Below are 14,105 nucleotides of genomic sequence, written 5' to 3' on the forward strand. Positions count from 1 at the left end.
CAACTCTTACCCAAAATTGCGTACAGAGCCGCGCTGCCCCCCGCGCTTCCTTTGTAGTGTTCAACCGGCGACTCGCGTCGCCTACGACTATGGCAACTGAAACCCTTTCGCCGACCCGCCGTCCTTCCGGCGCGCGAGGTGGGCAGCTCAAGCAGATAACCGTTCCCATCACCGGCCTGAGCTGCGCGTCCTGCGCGGCCAGCGCCGAGTCGATGCTCAAGGCGCAGCCCGGCGTGGCCGAAGCGGGCGTCAACTTCGCCACCCAAACCGCCGCCATTGCCTTCGACCCCAGTCAGGTGCAGCTACCGCAGCTGCAGCAAGCCCTGCAGTCGGTCGGCTACGACATGATCGTGGACGAAGACAACGCGGCCGACAAACAGGCCGAGCTGCAACAGCAGCACTACCAGGAGCTTCGGCGCAAGACCCTCTGGGCGGCCGTACTGGCCGCACCGGTGGTGGCGCTGGGTATGTTCTGGATGGACGCGCCCTACGCCAACTGGATCATGCTCGTGTTGTCGCTGCCGGTACTCTGGCTCGGCCGCAACTTCTACGTGGGTGCCTACAAGCAAGCCCGTCACGGCCGCGCCAACATGGACACGCTGGTGGCCCTGAGCACCAGTATTGCCTTCCTGTTCAGCACGTTCAATACTATTTACCCCGAGTTCTGGCACCACCGCGGGGTGCACCCGCATGTGTACTTCGAGGCGGCCACGGTTATCATCGTGTTCATCCTGCTGGGCAAGCTGCTGGAAGAGCGCGCTAAGTCCAACACCTCGTCGGCCATCAAGAAGCTGATGGGCCTGCAGCCCAAGACCGTACGCATCATCGAGAACGGGCAGGAGCAGGAAATTCCGGCGGTGCAGGTGCGCATCGGGCACGAGGTGGTGGTACGCCCCGGCGAGAAAGTACCCGTCGACGGCGTGGTAACCAGCGGCAGCTCGCTCGTTAACGAAAGCATGATCAGCGGGGAGCCGGTGCCCGTCGAAAAAGCGACCGGCGCGCAGGTGTTTGCCGGCACGGTGAATCAAAAAGGCGCCTTCCGCTTCCGGGCTGAGAAAGTCGGTGGGGCCACGGTGCTGGCTCAGATCATCCAGATGGTGCAGCAAGCGCAGGGCAGCAAAGCTCCGGTGCAGAAGCTGGTCGACAAGATTGCCGGCATCTTCGTGCCCGTGGTCATGGGCATTGCGCTGCTGAGCTTTGCGGCCTGGCTGGTATTCGGCGGCGACAACGCCCTCACGCAGGGTTTGCTGGCACTGGTCACGGTGCTCGTCATTGCCTGTCCCTGCGCCCTCGGACTGGCTACCCCCACCGCCATCATGGTGGGTGTGGGTAAGGGTGCCGAGCACAATATTCTCATCAAGGACGCCGAAAGCCTGGAGCTGGGCTACAAAGTCAACGCCGTGGTGCTCGATAAGACCGGCACCATCACAGAGGGCAAGCCCGCCGTAACCGACCTGCACTGGCTCAGCACACCGGCTGAGCAGCTGGCCCACGCGGCTGTATTGCAGGCCATCGAAGCACACTCCGAGCACCCACTGGCGGAAGCCGTAGTGCGCTACCTGCAGCCGAACGCAGTAGCTCAAGCCGCTGCTCTGAATGACTTCACCAGCCTCACCGGTCGGGGTGTCGAAGCCCGTTTCGAGGGTGAGCGATACTTGGTAGGCAACCTGCGCCTGCTGCAAGAAAGCCATGTCGCGGTCGATGCCGCCGTGCAGCAGCTGGTAGCGGGGCTGCAGCAACAGGCCAAGACGGTGGTTTTCTTCGCCAACAGTCAGCGCGTCCTGGCGGTGGTAGCCATTGCCGACCGCGTGAAGGAAACCTCCCGCCAAGCCGTGGCCCAGTTGCAGAAGCAGGGCATTGCCGTGTACATGCTCACGGGCGACAACGAAGCCACCGCCCGCGCCGTGGCCGCCGAGGTGGGCGTGGCGCACTTTCGCGCTGAGGTGCTACCCGCCGACAAGGCGGCCTTCGTGCAGCAGCTCCAAGCCGAGGGCAAGGTGGTAGCAATGGTCGGCGACGGCATCAACGATTCGCAGGCGCTGGCTCAGGCCGACGTGAGCATTGCGATGGGCCACGGCTCCGACATTGCGATGGATGTAGCCAAAATGACGCTCATCACCTCCGACCTGAACCTGGTACCCAAGGCCCTGCGCCTCTCGCGCAAGACAGTGCAGACCATCCGCCAGAACCTGTTCTGGGCGTTCATCTACAACCTGATCGGCATCCCCATCGCCGCCGGCCTGCTGTACCCCATCAATGGCTTCCTGCTCAACCCCATGATTGCCGGCGCGGCTATGGCTCTCAGCTCGGTATCGGTGGTGAGCAACAGCCTGCGGCTGCGGGCGTCGCGGCTGTAAGTGCCCGCGCAAGTGCTTACACAATTATGCGTGAGAGTTATATAATTCTCCCCCTTGGGTACACTCCGGCCGACGTAGCCCGGCAGCCTTATCGCTTCAAATAGCTGTCTGACAGTACTTTTTCTACACAAATTCAGCTAGACAGCTGTCTGACAGCCGCTTTCAAGCGTCGTCCCCAAAACCGACCGCACCAAACTTTCACTTTACTTTCGTCGTTCCTTTCGCGCCATGTTCCAACTGATCCGTCGATACCGTCGCACTACGGCCGCTACGTTTGTAGCGCTGTTTCTGCACGTACTCGTGGGTCAGATTGCCTGCGCACAAATGCACCTGACGGCCGAGGCCCAGCCGCATCAGCACGCGCCTGGAACCCCGCCGCACCAGCACGGGGCCGCTGGCAAGCAGCCGCATCAGCACCCAAGCGGTCATGCTCACAAGCACGACCACGCAACTGCTGGGAAACACACGCACACCCATGCGGCGACGCCTGCTGAAAAGCACAGCGACCCGAAGTGCTGCCAGGACGACGCGAAGTCGCTGTGGGCTGCATTGGGTACCCCACCGAAGGTGAGCCTGGAAAAGTTCGCCCCAATGGTGCTGGACTTGCCGCCCGTGTATGACGTGGTGGTTCCCCGTTTCGTGACTTGGGACTTGACCCAAGCCGTTACCCTGGTGCCGCCCACGCACCTGAAGCCGAAGATACCGGACATCCGAATCTTCATCGGCTCCCTGACGATTTAGCGTTTCGCGCCCTGTAAGGTCCGCGCCCGCCCGGTTATGCCGTGGCGAGGCCGGACCTTTTTGCGTGCCCTTCGCGGCCCCTGCTCGTCTTTCGTCTCCCCTTTTTCGCTGGTACGGCCATGAAGAGCTGCTGCCAACCCGGCGGTACTCCCCCGCCGTCCCCGTGGCGCCGACTCGCCACCTATGGGCTCTATGCCCTGCTCGCCGTCGCTTTCGCCTTTGTCGCGTGGCAGCAATTTCGGGGTTGAACCACCCCGCTCGTCGTCTCTCCCTTCTTACCATACCCCATGAAGCGCAACCTGCTGCCGGTCTTCGCATTGGCAACCCTTGCCTGGACGACCTCCTGCTCGTCCAACGATTCCTCTTCTCCCACCAACACGCCCACCGACGTCACCGCCGAGCACCAGCACGAAGCTGGTGAGCAGCACGACCACGCCGCTGGGGCCGAGCACAGCGGCGGCCACGTCTATTCGTGCCCGATGCACCCTGACGTAACGAGCGACAAACCTGGCACCTGCCCCAAGTGCGGCATGAAGCTGGAACACACCGACGGGGCTGCCGGGGACGGCAAGACCTACCAGATGAACCTGACGGCTTCGCCCGCTCAGCCGGCTGCCGGCCAACCCGTGACCCTCTCGTTTCAACCGCAAGTGGTTGGGAGCGAGAAAACGCCGGTACCGCTGGCGGTGGTGCACGAGAAGAAAATGCACCTGATCATCGTCTCGAAGGACCTCTCGGAGTTCTTCCACGAGCACCCCGAGTTCAAAGCTTCGGGCCGCTACGACGTGCCGTTCACGTTCAAAACCGGCGGCACCTACCTGCTTTACCAAGACTACCAGCCCCAGGGTGGCACGCACCAACTCGGCCGGCAAACCCTGCAAGTAAGCGGTCCGAGCCGACCAGCGGTGAAGTTCACCAAGGACCAGATGCGCTGGGAGAAGAACGGCTACGCCGCCGACCTCACGTTTGACAAGCCCGCTCAAGTAGGGCAACCACTGGCTGTGAGCGTGACCGTGAACCGCGGCGGCAAGCCTGTCACCGACCTCGACAACTACCTCGGGGCGCTGGGCCACATGGTCATCCTGAGCGAAGATGGCGGGCAATACCTGCACGTGCACCCCCAGGACCAGGCCGACAAGGGGCCGCGCGTGGGCTTCAACACCACCTTCGAGAAGCCGGGCTTGTACCGCGTCTTCCTGCAATTCAACCACGCAGGTGCTATTCAGACGGCCGATTTCACCGTCAACGTGGCCCCGGCAGCGGCCTAACGTGCGCCCCGCGGCAACGCACCATTCACCTCGACTCCGAACCCAGAACCTCATGAAAACCCGCATTCACCTGCTCACTGCCCTGCTGCTGTCGGGGGCATTGACCCTGACCGGTTGCGACAACAAGCCCGCTGAGTCTACCACCTCGGAAGCCTCAACCACATCGGCTGACAGCGCCGGTGGTGACATGGCCGGGATGGACCACTCGGCCATGAACCACGGCGAGGTCAGCACTGGCCCGATGCTGCTGACCATGAACAACATGATGGCGCAGATGCACGCGACGAAGCCCAAGGGCAACACCGACCACGACTTCGCCCACATGATGATGGATCATCACCGGGGTGCCGTGGAAATGGCTGCCTTAGAGCTGCGCGAAGGCAAAGACGCCACGCTTCGCCAGATGGCGGAGAAAATCAGCGCCGACCAGCAGAAGGAAATTCAGGAGATGGAGCAGATAGCCACCCGCCTGGATGATGCCCCCACGAACTACCAGCCGACCAACCCCAACGACCCTTTCCAGCGCAAAATGACGGCGTCGATGGATGGTATGATGAAAAACATGCCTAAAGAGTCCGGCAGTGTAGATCAGGACTTCGCCGCCATGATGATTCCGCACCACCAAAGCGCCATCGACATGGCGCAGGCGGAGCTGGAGCACGGCCGCGACACGCGCCTGAAGGAAATGGCGCAGCAGATGATAACCGCGCAACAGCAGGAAATCAAGCAACTCCAAGACTGGCTGTCCCAACACGGCGCCGGCAAGTAACCCTCTCCCCTTTCTCCCCTTTTATGAAGTTCTTCTCAATGCTCGTGGCAGCCGCGTTGCTGACCGCTCCGTTTTCCCTCTCTGCCCAGCACAGCCACGGCCAAGGGCACAACGCTGCTGGCGAAACCCACGCCCATACGGCTCCGCACGGGGGCATCGTGCGCACGGCGGGCAAGTACCACGTAGAGCTGGTGCTCAAAGACGGCCAGATGACGGCGTACCTGCTCGACGGCAAAGAGCAGGTGCTAGCCAACAAAGGGCTGACCGGTACGGCGATGGTGCAGCAAGGCGGCAAGACCACGACGGTTACGCTCACGCCCTACGGCGACGACCAGCTGCGCGGCGCGCTGCCGACTGGTGCTACCCCGACGACGGCTATCCTGACCCTGCGTCGCGGCGGCGAAACCATCAATGCCCGTTTCGACAAGCTGGCCAGCACCGCCGCGAAAGCCAAGGCGACCAGCTACGTGTGCCCGATGGGCTGCAAGGGCAGCGAAAGCACCAAGCCCGGCAAGTGCCCCACCTGCGGCATGGACCTCGTGAAGAAAGCGTAACCGACGCGGCGGGCCGAATGGCCGGCCGCTCACCCCGCTGCCGGCCGGCGCTGCTGCTACGTGGCGCCGGCTTCGGCTGCGGTTGTCTCAGAACCCATGAATTCATCTGCCTTTCGACACTTCCGCTGGCTGCTCGTACTCACCGGCTTGTGGCCGTTGGCTACCCCGTCGGCTCGCGCGCAGGCGGTGTTGCCGCTGAGCCTGGACAGCGCCGTCGCGCGGGCCGAGCGTCAGCACCCGCGACTGCGCCAGGCGGCCCGCCAGCTTGATGAGCAACGGGCGCTCAAACGCGGCTCGTTCAGCCTGACCAACCCCGACCTGCTGATGGAAGCCCCGACCGGCAACTTCTACACGTTCGGGGCGGTGCAGACCATTCAGTCGCCGACGGTGTACCGCCGCCAGGCGCAGCAGGCAAAAGCCGGCATCGAACTGGCCAGCCGCAATCAGCTCGTGCAGCTGGCTACGGTTCGCCGCGACGTGCGGCAGGCGTACCTCAGCCTGGAGTACGCCGAGGCCCGGGTGCGTCAATTGACCCAGCAGGACAGCTTGTACCAGCGGCTGTACACGGCCGTAGGTCGGCTGCACGCCGCGGGTGAAATCGACCTGCTGCAAAAGATCAGCACCGAAGCCGAAGCCAAACAAGTAGCCAACCAGCTGGCGCAGGCCCGCACCGACCAGCAGGCCGCGCAGCAGCAGCTGGGCTTGCTCATCGGACAGCCCGACGCGCGGCTCATTGCTACGGGTATCGACCTGCGCGCCCTGGGTCAGCAGCTGACCACTGAAAGGGCTACCCTGCTGGCAGAGCTGCCGACCGCCGATAGCAGCGCCGTAGCGGCCAGCCCAACCCTGGGCTACTACGCGCAGAACGTACGGCTCAGCCAGTCGGGCATCAGTCTGATACGGGCTCAGCGCACCCCAGCCCTTACCCTCGGGTACATGAACCAGGGCGAGCGTACCTCGCCGTACGGCTACCGCTTTCAGGCGGGCGTGTCGGTACCGCTGTGGTTCTGGACGTACCGCTCGCAGCTGCAGGCCGCTACCGCTCGCTCACAAGCTGCCTCAGCCGAGCTGGACGTGCAGCGCCTGGAGCTGAGTGCTCAGTACCGGCAGGCCGTGGCCGACGTGCGCAAGTTCAACGCCAGCCTGGACTACTACCAGCAGACCGGCCTGCCCCAGGCCCGCACCATCATCGGTGCCTCTCAACGACTCTTCCAAGCCGGCGAAGTGAGCTACCTGGTGTTGTTCCAGAGCCTGCGCCAAGCTTTTGACATTCAGACCACCTACCTCACCACGCTGCGCGACTACGGGCAGGCGGTGGTCGAGCTCAACTACCTGCGGGGCCAATGATACAGCGCCTGATTTTCTTCCTCCTGTTGTCGCTGCCTCTGCTGCCCAACCGCGCCTGGGCACACGGCGGCGAAGACCACGGCGGCGGCACCACCGCGCCGGCGCCGGGAGCTACCTCGTTCTCTGTCGCGGCTTTGTCCGAGCAATTTGAGCTGCTGCTGCGCTTCCAGCCCTTGAAGAAGGGCGAACCGGCCCATCTGCAGCTGTTCGTGTCCGATTACGCCAGCAATGCCCCCATCGACAGCGCGCAACTCACGCTGACCGTGCCGGAAGCGCCCAACGAGAAGTTTACCGCTACCCGACAAGGGCCGGGCGTGTACCTGGTCGAAGGTCGCTTTCCCGCCAATCAGAAATACAGCCTGACCGTCAACCTCGTGGCCGGCGAGCGGGCCGATTTGCTGCTACTCGAAGGTATCGAGGTGGGCAAAGAGCTGCCCGTAGCCGCCGTCCCCGCCGCGACCAGCTGGTTGAGCGGCTGGAAAGTCTGGCTGCTCGTCGCCGGTGCTTTCGTGGCCGGCGTGCTGCTCACCATGCTCCTGGTTCGTCGTCGTGGCCCCCAAAACTCCCTCGCTTATGAAAACCCCGCGTAAACTCCTCGCCCTCGCAGCGGCGGCTACTGCTGTGCTGGCCGTAGCTGTACCGCCCCCGGCGCCTGTGTGGGCACACGGCGGCGAAGACCACGGCGACTCGGGCGCCAAACCATCAGCCACTGCTACCGCACCCGATGAGGTGCCCCTGCCGAAGGAAAGCCAGTTCCTGTTCAAGGTGCGCACGAATCTGGCTGCCTTCTCTGATTTCACTACCCAAGCCACGCTCTACGGCACGGTGGCACCGGCCAGCGGCGGCGAAGGACGCGCGGTAGCCCCGCAAACCGGTCGACTGGTGAGCCTACCCGTGCAGGTGGGCCAGCAAGTACGTGCCGGTCAGGTGCTGGCCGTGCTCGACCAGACCCTCACCGCACCCGACCAAATCGGGTTGGCTACCGAACGTGCCAACGCGCAGGCGGAGCTACGAGCTGCCGAGCGCGACTACGCCCGCCTCAAGAGCATCGAGGACATTGCCGCCCGCAAAGAGGTCATCAACGCCGAGCTGCGCTTGCGGCAGGCGCGTCAGAACGCCGGCATCCTGAATAATCAGGGCCAGCAGCGCCGGGTAACCATCACCTCGCCCATCAGCGGCACCGTCGATAACTTCTCCCTGGCCGTGGGCCAGCAAGTAAACCAAGGCGACGAGTTGCTGCGCGTGCTCAACCCCAGCAAGCTACAGGTGCAGGCGCAGGTATTTCCCCAAGACCTGGGCAGCGTCACGCCCGACGCGCAGTTTCGCATCGAAGGGCTGCAGGGCGAGCAGAGCAGCGTGTCGGCGCGAGTGGTGTCTTACAGCAACATAGTAAACCCCACGAACCAGGCCCGGCAGCTGATCCTGGCCGTGGACGGGGCCGGCAGTGCGTTGCTGCGCCCCGGTCAGTCCGTGAACGTGCAAGTCATCAGCCGCAGCCGTGGGGCCAAGCAACTGATGGTACCCACCTCGGCCGTCACCGACCTCAACGGCAAGCCCGTGGTGTACGTGCACACGGCGCCCGAGGTCTTCAAGGTGCGCTACGTGCAGACCGGCACCGCCAACGCCCAGCAAACGACCATCCTGGCCGGCATCAACGAAAACGACCGGGTCGTCACGCAGGGCACTTACCAACTCAAGTCCATCTACCTCAACCAATAAGGTGAGCCCGCCGCCCCTGGTCGGTGGCCGCTCTCTTACGGACCATGCTCGATAAAATCATTCGTTTTGCGCTGCAGAACCGCCTGCTGGCGTTGGCCTTTGCGGCAGCGCTCATCGTGGCGGGCCTGTTTACCGCCCGCGACCTGCCCGTGGACGTGCTGCCCGACCTGGACCGGCCCCGCGTGACCGTGTTCCTGGAGTCGCCCGGTATGGCGCCGGAAGAAGTGGAAGCGCTGGTGACGCTGCCGGTCGAAACCGCACTCAACGGAGCCACTGGCGTGGCCGCCGTGCGCTCCAACTCGGCTATCGGCCTCGGGATGGTGTTCGTGGAGTTCAACTACGGCACCGACATCTTCACCGCCCGACAAATCGTGTCGGAGAAGCTACAGACCGTGGGCGAGCAACTTCCCCAGGGCGTCTCGCCGGTGCTCGGCCCCATCTCCTCGGTGATGGGCCAGATCATGCTCGTCGGCATGACCAGCGGCGGGCAGACATCGAATGCCGACCTGCGCACCCTGGCCGACTACACCGTACGCCAGCGCCTGCTCTCGATTCCGGGCGTCGCTCAGGTCATTCCCATCGGCGGCGACACGCGCCAGTACCAAGTGCTGGTGGACCTGAACCGCCTGAACGCCACGGGGCTGACCATCAACCAGGTGGAAGAGGCGCTGCGGCAGTCGAACCTGAACACTACCGGCAACTTCTTCGACCGACAGGGCTCCGAGGTGCTCATCCGCAACCTGGGTCGGCTACGCTCCGTCGACGAAATCGAGAACATTGTGGTCGGCTACCGCGAAGGCTCGCCCATCACGGTGGCGCAGGTAGCTACGGTGCAATTTGGTGCCCGTTTCAAGCGCGGCGACGGCAGCGTGAACGGCAAGCCGGCCGTCATCTTGAGCATCGAGAAGCAACCCAGCGCGGCTACGGTAGACCTGACGCAGCGCGTGGAGTCCGCGCTGGCGGACTTGCAGCCCTCGCTTCCCAAAGATGTGAAGTTTAACTCCCGACTGTTTAAACAGTCGGAGTTTATTGAGTCGTCGATTACGAACGTGGAAGAAGCCCTGCGCGACGGGGCCATTCTGGTAGTCATCGTGCTGTTTGCCTTCCTGCTGAACGTGCGCACCACGTTCATCTCACTCGTAGCCATACCGTTGTCCTTGCTGGTCACGGCGTTGGTGTTCCGCTTTGCCGGCATCAGCATCAACACCATGACGCTGGGCGGCTTGGCCATTGCCATTGGTGAGTTGGTCGACGACGCCATCGTGGACGTGGAAAACGTGTACCGGCGTCTGCGCGAGAACCGGCACCTGCCAAGTCCCAAACCGGTGCTGCAGGTCATCTACGCCGCGTCCTCTGAGGTGCGTAATTCCATTGTGTACGCCACCGTCATCGTGGTGCTGGTGTTCCTACCCCTGTTCGCGCTGGAAGGCATGGAGGGCCGCATTTTCGCTCCCCTGGGCATTGCGTACATCACCAGCATCGTGGCGTCGCTGTTCGTCTCGCTCACCGTCACGCCGGTGCTCTGCTACTACTTGCTGCCCAAGATGAAGCAGATGAACCACGACGAAACCGATGGCCCGTTGGTTCGTTGGCTCAAGCGCAAGGACACCCGCCTGCTGAATTGGGGCCTGTTGCACCCCAAAGCGGTGCTCACCGCGACGGCCGCTCTGTTTCTGGGTGCCGCTGCCCTGGTCCCGTTCTTCGGCACCGAGTTTCTACCGCCCTTCAACGAAGGCTCGCTTACCGTCAACTTCTCGGCCCCGGCCGGCACCTCGCTCACCGAGTCCAACAAACTGGGTACCATCGGCGAAGAGCTGATGCTGCAGGTACCGGAAGTGGCTTACACCGCCCGCCGCACCGGCCGGGCCGAGCTGGATGAGCACGCCGAATCGGTGAACAACTCCGAAATCGAGGTGGCCTTCAAGTCGGAAGCGGAGCTGGAAAAGGAAGGCCGTGAGATGCGCAGCCGCGACGAAATCCTGGCCGACCTGCGCCAACGACTGAGCTTGATCAAAGGGGTGAACGTGAACATCGGTCAGCCCATATCCCACCGCCTGGACCACCTCTTGTCCGGCGTGCGGGCGCAGGTAGCCATCAAGCTCTTCGGAAACGACTTACTGGAGCTTCGTCGCTACGCCGCCCAAGTGCGCGACGCGGCGGCCACCGTGCCGGGTGTAGTAGACCTGCAGGTGGAAAAGCAAGTGCAGATACCGCAGCTGCTCATTCGTCCGCGCGACCAGGCGCTGCGCGCCTATGGCATGCAGCGTGGTGAAGTGGTGCAGGACCTGCAAACCCTGTTTCAGGGCTCCGTGGTGTCGCAGATGCTCAACGGGCAACAACGCTTCGACCTCATCGTGAAACTGCCCGAAGAGCAGCGCAACGACCTGCAGGCCATTGCCAACACCCGCATCGAAACGCCGGCCGGAGGCTTCGTACCCGTTAGCGCCGTGGCTGACGTCAGCTACGAGCCGGGACCGAACACCATCAACCACGAAAACACCCAGCGGCGCATTACCATCTCGCTGAACGTGGCCGACCGCGACCTGGGCTCCACGGTGCAGGAAATTCAGCAACGGGTACGTCAGCAGGTGAAGCTGCCCAGTGGCTACTACCTGACCTACGGTGGGCAGTTCGAGAGCCAACAGTCGGCCTCCCAGAAGATTCTCTGGCTGAGCCTGTTCTCGCTGGCCGGCATCTTCCTGGTGCTCTACTCGCACTTCAAGTCGCCGCGCATGGTGCTGCAGATCATGCTCAACATCCCGCTGGCCCTCATCGGCTCGGTGGTAGCCGTGCTGCTCACCGGGGGCACCTTTAGCATTGCCTCGCTGGTGGGCTTCATCACGCTGACCGGCATTGCGTCCCGCAACGGCATCATGATGATTTCGCACTACATCCACCTCGTCGAGCACGAAGGCGAGAAGTTCGGTAAGGCCATGATTGTCCGCGGCTCGCTGGAGCGCTTGGTGCCGGTGCTGATGACGGCACTGGTAGCCGCGCTGGCGCTGGTGCCCCTCACGCTGGCCAAGGATGCGCCTGGGAAGGAGATACTCTACCCCGTAGCCACCGTCATCCTGGGCGGCCTGCTCTCCTCGACGTTCCTCGACATCATCGTAACGCCCGTGGTGTTCTGGCTGGTAGGCGAAAAAGCGCTGGCCGAGTACTTCGCCGGTCATCACGAAACGGGCTTAGGAGTTCATCCACAGGAACTGGACCCGCAGCCGTTCACCCCGTCCGCTGACCGACAGCCCGGCTCCGTACCCCAGTCCTCCTGATACGCCCGCTGGCCTGAGCAATCGGGCGTTCCTTCAGCCGCAACTGTAGTAATGGAAGGTACCCACACCACCGAATTAACTCCCAGAACCATTTTTCTGGTCAAGCACATGATGTGCCCGCGTTGCGTGCAGGCCGTGCGCGAGGCGCTTCGGCGCTTGGGCTACCCTACCCGGCGAGTGGAACTCGGCTTGGTCGAGTTGGAGATGGACCGCACGGCCGTGGACTGGCCCCAACTGGAGCAGATGTTAGCCGCTGACGGCTTCCGCCTCTGGCATCTACCTCGCCGACGCCTGGTCGAACAGATTACGGCAGCAGTGGACGAGTTGCTTACTACGAACCCGGAGGGTCTGCATGGGCGTTTTGCCACCATGCTCAGCACAAAAATGCAGCGCAACTACTCGTCCTTGAGCCACGCGTTTTCGGCCGAGGAGGGGGTTAGCCTGGAGCAGTACGTCATTCAGCGCCGGGTAGCCACCGTGGCTCGGCTGCTGGAGAGTTCCCCGTTGTCGGTAGGTCGCATTGCCCGGCAGCTCGGCTACAGCAGTCACGGGCATCTGTCGCGGCAATTTCGGCAGGTATTGGGCGTAGCCCCTACCGAGTACCGCCAGCAGCTGAACGAAGTGCAAGCAAATTTTGCAAGTGATGCAGCCGAACTGTGTCCAACCACGCCGGCTGCGGAGGGTAAGTAGAGATGAACTTCAACACTTAACCTCAAAAGACCATGCACCAACAAAATCAACCCCTTCTGCAAGCCCTGGCCGACTGCTTAGCCGCCTGCGAACATTGCGCCACCGCCTGCCTGCAGGAGCAGGACGTGAAGATGATGGTCCGCTGTATTCAGCTAGACCGCGACTGCGCGGACATCTGCGCGTTGACGGCCCGTTTCGTAGCCCGTGGCTCGGAGCACGCGCAGCACTTGCTACGCGAATGTGCCGAAATCTGCCGCGCTTGCGGAATCGAGTGCGCTAAGCACCATCATATGGAGCACTGCCGTATGTGCGCTGAAGCCTGCAAGCGCTGCGAAGAAGCGTGCATGCAGATTGTTGGCAGCGCCGGTGGGCAATAGCGTAACAGCAACGAAATGGGGCGCCTACCAGAGTCTTTCTGGTAGGCGCTTTGATTTTGTCCGTTGCCAGCCGCGTGGTAATCTGCCATAAAACTCTCAAAAAAACTTCATGACGCAAACATGCGACATTTAATGTCGTATATTTGCGACATACTACATAACCACACGATGACCTACGCCAAGACATCCGCTTTCACCGAAGAGCAACAGCAGCTCGCCCGTGTAGCCAAAGCGCTGGCGCACCCGGCACGGGTGGCTATTATCCAGCTGCTGGCGTCGAAAAAGACCTGCATCTCCGGCGACATTGCCGCTGAGCTGCCTCTGTCGCGCACCACCGTGTCGCAACACCTGCAGGAACTCAAGGCACTGGACCTGATCCGCGGCGAAATCGACGGGCTGACCGTGTGCTACTGCCTCAATACCGAGTTGCTGCGCCAAGTACACCAGCAGTTCACCGCCTTCTTCATCGAGTCGACGACCACCGACGTCTGCGCACCCGGCGGCTCTTGCTGTTAGTTAATTCACCCTTCATCACCCCACCCTTTGACCATGAAAATCTCGGAAATGAAGCAGTCCCTGGCTGGACTGGAGGCAGTCAACTTTCGGCTGCCCAACGGCGAGTACCTCCCCTCCCACTTCCATGTGACGGAAGTCGGGCTGGTCAGCAAGCACTTCATTGACTGTGGCGGGGTAGAGCGCCAGGAAACCGTAGCCAACTTCCAGCTCTGGGAAGCCGGCGACTACGACCACCGATTGGCTCCGCAGAAGTTCTTGCACATCCTGAAGCTGTCGGAGAAAATTCTCGGCTCGGAGGACCTGAACATTGAAGTAGAGTACCAGCAGGCAACCATTGGCAAGTTCGGGCTGGCCTTCGACGGCACCGACTTCGTGCTGACCCAGAAGCAGACGGCCTGCCTGGCGCAGGATGCGTGCGGGATTCCGAACCAGGACTTGGCGCTGCCGCAACTGCAAATAGCAGGCTGCACGCCCGGCGGCGGTTGCTGCTAAGCT

General features: G+C 62.7%; 13 protein-coding genes. All 13 read left to right on the forward strand.

Annotated elements, in window-relative coordinates; translation table 11 throughout:
* Positions 1-89: 89 nt before the first annotated feature.
* The 13 genes from ACYVKQ_RS15255 (at position 90) to ACYVKQ_RS15315 (ending at position 14,102) form a co-directional block, all read left to right on the forward strand.
* Positions 90-2,357, forward strand: coding sequence for a heavy metal translocating P-type ATPase (locus ACYVKQ_RS15255; protein ID WP_460676218.1), 2,268 nt, complete (start codon positions 90-92; stop codon positions 2,355-2,357).
* A 228-nt stretch (positions 2,358-2,585) separates the two neighbouring features.
* Positions 2,586-3,098: a hypothetical protein gene (locus ACYVKQ_RS15260; protein ID WP_460676219.1), complete on the forward strand. Its 513-nt coding sequence runs from the start codon at positions 2,586-2,588 to the stop codon at positions 3,096-3,098.
* A gap of 287 nt (positions 3,099-3,385) precedes the next feature.
* Entirely contained in the window at positions 3,386-4,366 is a 981-nt protein-coding gene (locus tag ACYVKQ_RS15265; RefSeq protein ID WP_460676220.1) for a heavy metal-binding domain-containing protein, read from the forward strand.
* A 52-nt stretch (positions 4,367-4,418) separates the two neighbouring features.
* The gene (locus ACYVKQ_RS15270) at positions 4,419-5,135 is read left to right on the forward strand and encodes a DUF305 domain-containing protein (protein WP_460676221.1); all 717 of its coding nucleotides are present in this window, start codon (positions 4,419-4,421) and stop codon (positions 5,133-5,135) included.
* A 23-nt stretch (positions 5,136-5,158) separates the two neighbouring features.
* Positions 5,159-5,689 carry a heavy metal-binding domain-containing protein gene (locus tag ACYVKQ_RS15275; protein WP_460676222.1) on the forward strand — a complete coding sequence of 177 codons (531 nt, stop codon included), beginning with the start codon at positions 5,159-5,161 and terminating at the stop codon, positions 5,687-5,689.
* 96 nt (positions 5,690-5,785) lie between these two features.
* Complete coding sequence (locus ACYVKQ_RS15280) at positions 5,786-7,036, forward strand: TolC family protein (protein ID WP_460676223.1); 1,251 nt, start codon at positions 5,786-5,788, stop codon at positions 7,034-7,036.
* 26 nt (positions 7,037-7,062) lie between these two features.
* Positions 7,063-7,626 (forward strand): hypothetical protein, encoded by a 564-nt coding sequence (locus tag ACYVKQ_RS15285; RefSeq protein ID WP_460676224.1) that lies wholly within the window; start codon positions 7,063-7,065, stop codon positions 7,624-7,626.
* Positions 7,610-8,755 carry an efflux RND transporter periplasmic adaptor subunit gene (locus tag ACYVKQ_RS15290; protein WP_460676225.1) on the forward strand — a complete coding sequence of 382 codons (1,146 nt, stop codon included), beginning with the start codon at positions 7,610-7,612 and terminating at the stop codon, positions 8,753-8,755. Before ACYVKQ_RS15285 ends, ACYVKQ_RS15290 begins: the two co-directional genes overlap by 17 nt.
* Before the next feature lie 44 nt (positions 8,756-8,799).
* Positions 8,800-12,027: an efflux RND transporter permease subunit gene (locus ACYVKQ_RS15295; RefSeq protein ID WP_460676226.1), complete on the forward strand. Its 3,228-nt coding sequence runs from the start codon at positions 8,800-8,802 to the stop codon at positions 12,025-12,027.
* Positions 12,028-12,135: 108 nt separating this feature from the next.
* Positions 12,136-12,717, forward strand: a complete 582-nt coding sequence (locus tag ACYVKQ_RS15300; RefSeq protein WP_460676227.1) for a helix-turn-helix transcriptional regulator — start codon at positions 12,136-12,138, stop codon at positions 12,715-12,717.
* Between the two features lie 32 nt (positions 12,718-12,749).
* Complete coding sequence (locus ACYVKQ_RS15305) at positions 12,750-13,094, forward strand: four-helix bundle copper-binding protein (RefSeq protein WP_460676228.1); 345 nt, start codon at positions 12,750-12,752, stop codon at positions 13,092-13,094.
* Positions 13,095-13,262: 168 nt separating this feature from the next.
* Positions 13,263-13,610, forward strand: a complete 348-nt coding sequence (locus tag ACYVKQ_RS15310; protein WP_460676229.1) for an ArsR/SmtB family transcription factor — start codon at positions 13,263-13,265, stop codon at positions 13,608-13,610.
* 33 nt (positions 13,611-13,643) lie between these two features.
* Positions 13,644-14,102 carry a DUF6428 family protein gene (locus tag ACYVKQ_RS15315; protein WP_460676230.1) on the forward strand — a complete coding sequence of 153 codons (459 nt, stop codon included), beginning with the start codon at positions 13,644-13,646 and terminating at the stop codon, positions 14,100-14,102.
* The last annotated feature ends 3 nt before the right edge of the window (positions 14,103-14,105 follow it).

Source organism: Hymenobacter coalescens, from assembly GCF_054783195.1.

Bases quoted from the DNA above. Each gene is read 5' to 3' on its own strand.
- ACYVKQ_RS15255 (WP_460676218.1), top strand. From the start codon at position 90: ATGGCAACTGAAACCCTTTCGCCGACCCGCCGTCCTTCCGGCGCGCGA.
- ACYVKQ_RS15260 (WP_460676219.1), top strand. From the start codon at position 2,586: ATGTTCCAACTGATCCGTCGATACCGTCGCACTACGGCCGCTACGTTT.
- ACYVKQ_RS15265 (WP_460676220.1), top strand. From the start codon at position 3,386: ATGAAGCGCAACCTGCTGCCGGTCTTCGCATTGGCAACCCTTGCCTGG.
- ACYVKQ_RS15270 (WP_460676221.1), top strand. From the start codon at position 4,419: ATGAAAACCCGCATTCACCTGCTCACTGCCCTGCTGCTGTCGGGGGCA.
- ACYVKQ_RS15275 (WP_460676222.1), top strand. From the start codon at position 5,159: ATGAAGTTCTTCTCAATGCTCGTGGCAGCCGCGTTGCTGACCGCTCCG.
- ACYVKQ_RS15280 (WP_460676223.1), top strand. From the start codon at position 5,786: ATGAATTCATCTGCCTTTCGACACTTCCGCTGGCTGCTCGTACTCACC.
- ACYVKQ_RS15290 (WP_460676225.1), top strand. From the start codon at position 7,610: ATGAAAACCCCGCGTAAACTCCTCGCCCTCGCAGCGGCGGCTACTGCT.
- ACYVKQ_RS15295 (WP_460676226.1), top strand. From the start codon at position 8,800: ATGCTCGATAAAATCATTCGTTTTGCGCTGCAGAACCGCCTGCTGGCG.
- ACYVKQ_RS15300 (WP_460676227.1), top strand. From the start codon at position 12,136: ATGATGTGCCCGCGTTGCGTGCAGGCCGTGCGCGAGGCGCTTCGGCGC.
- ACYVKQ_RS15305 (WP_460676228.1), top strand. From the start codon at position 12,750: ATGCACCAACAAAATCAACCCCTTCTGCAAGCCCTGGCCGACTGCTTA.
- ACYVKQ_RS15310 (WP_460676229.1), top strand. From the start codon at position 13,263: ATGACCTACGCCAAGACATCCGCTTTCACCGAAGAGCAACAGCAGCTC.
- ACYVKQ_RS15315 (WP_460676230.1), top strand. From the start codon at position 13,644: ATGAAAATCTCGGAAATGAAGCAGTCCCTGGCTGGACTGGAGGCAGTC.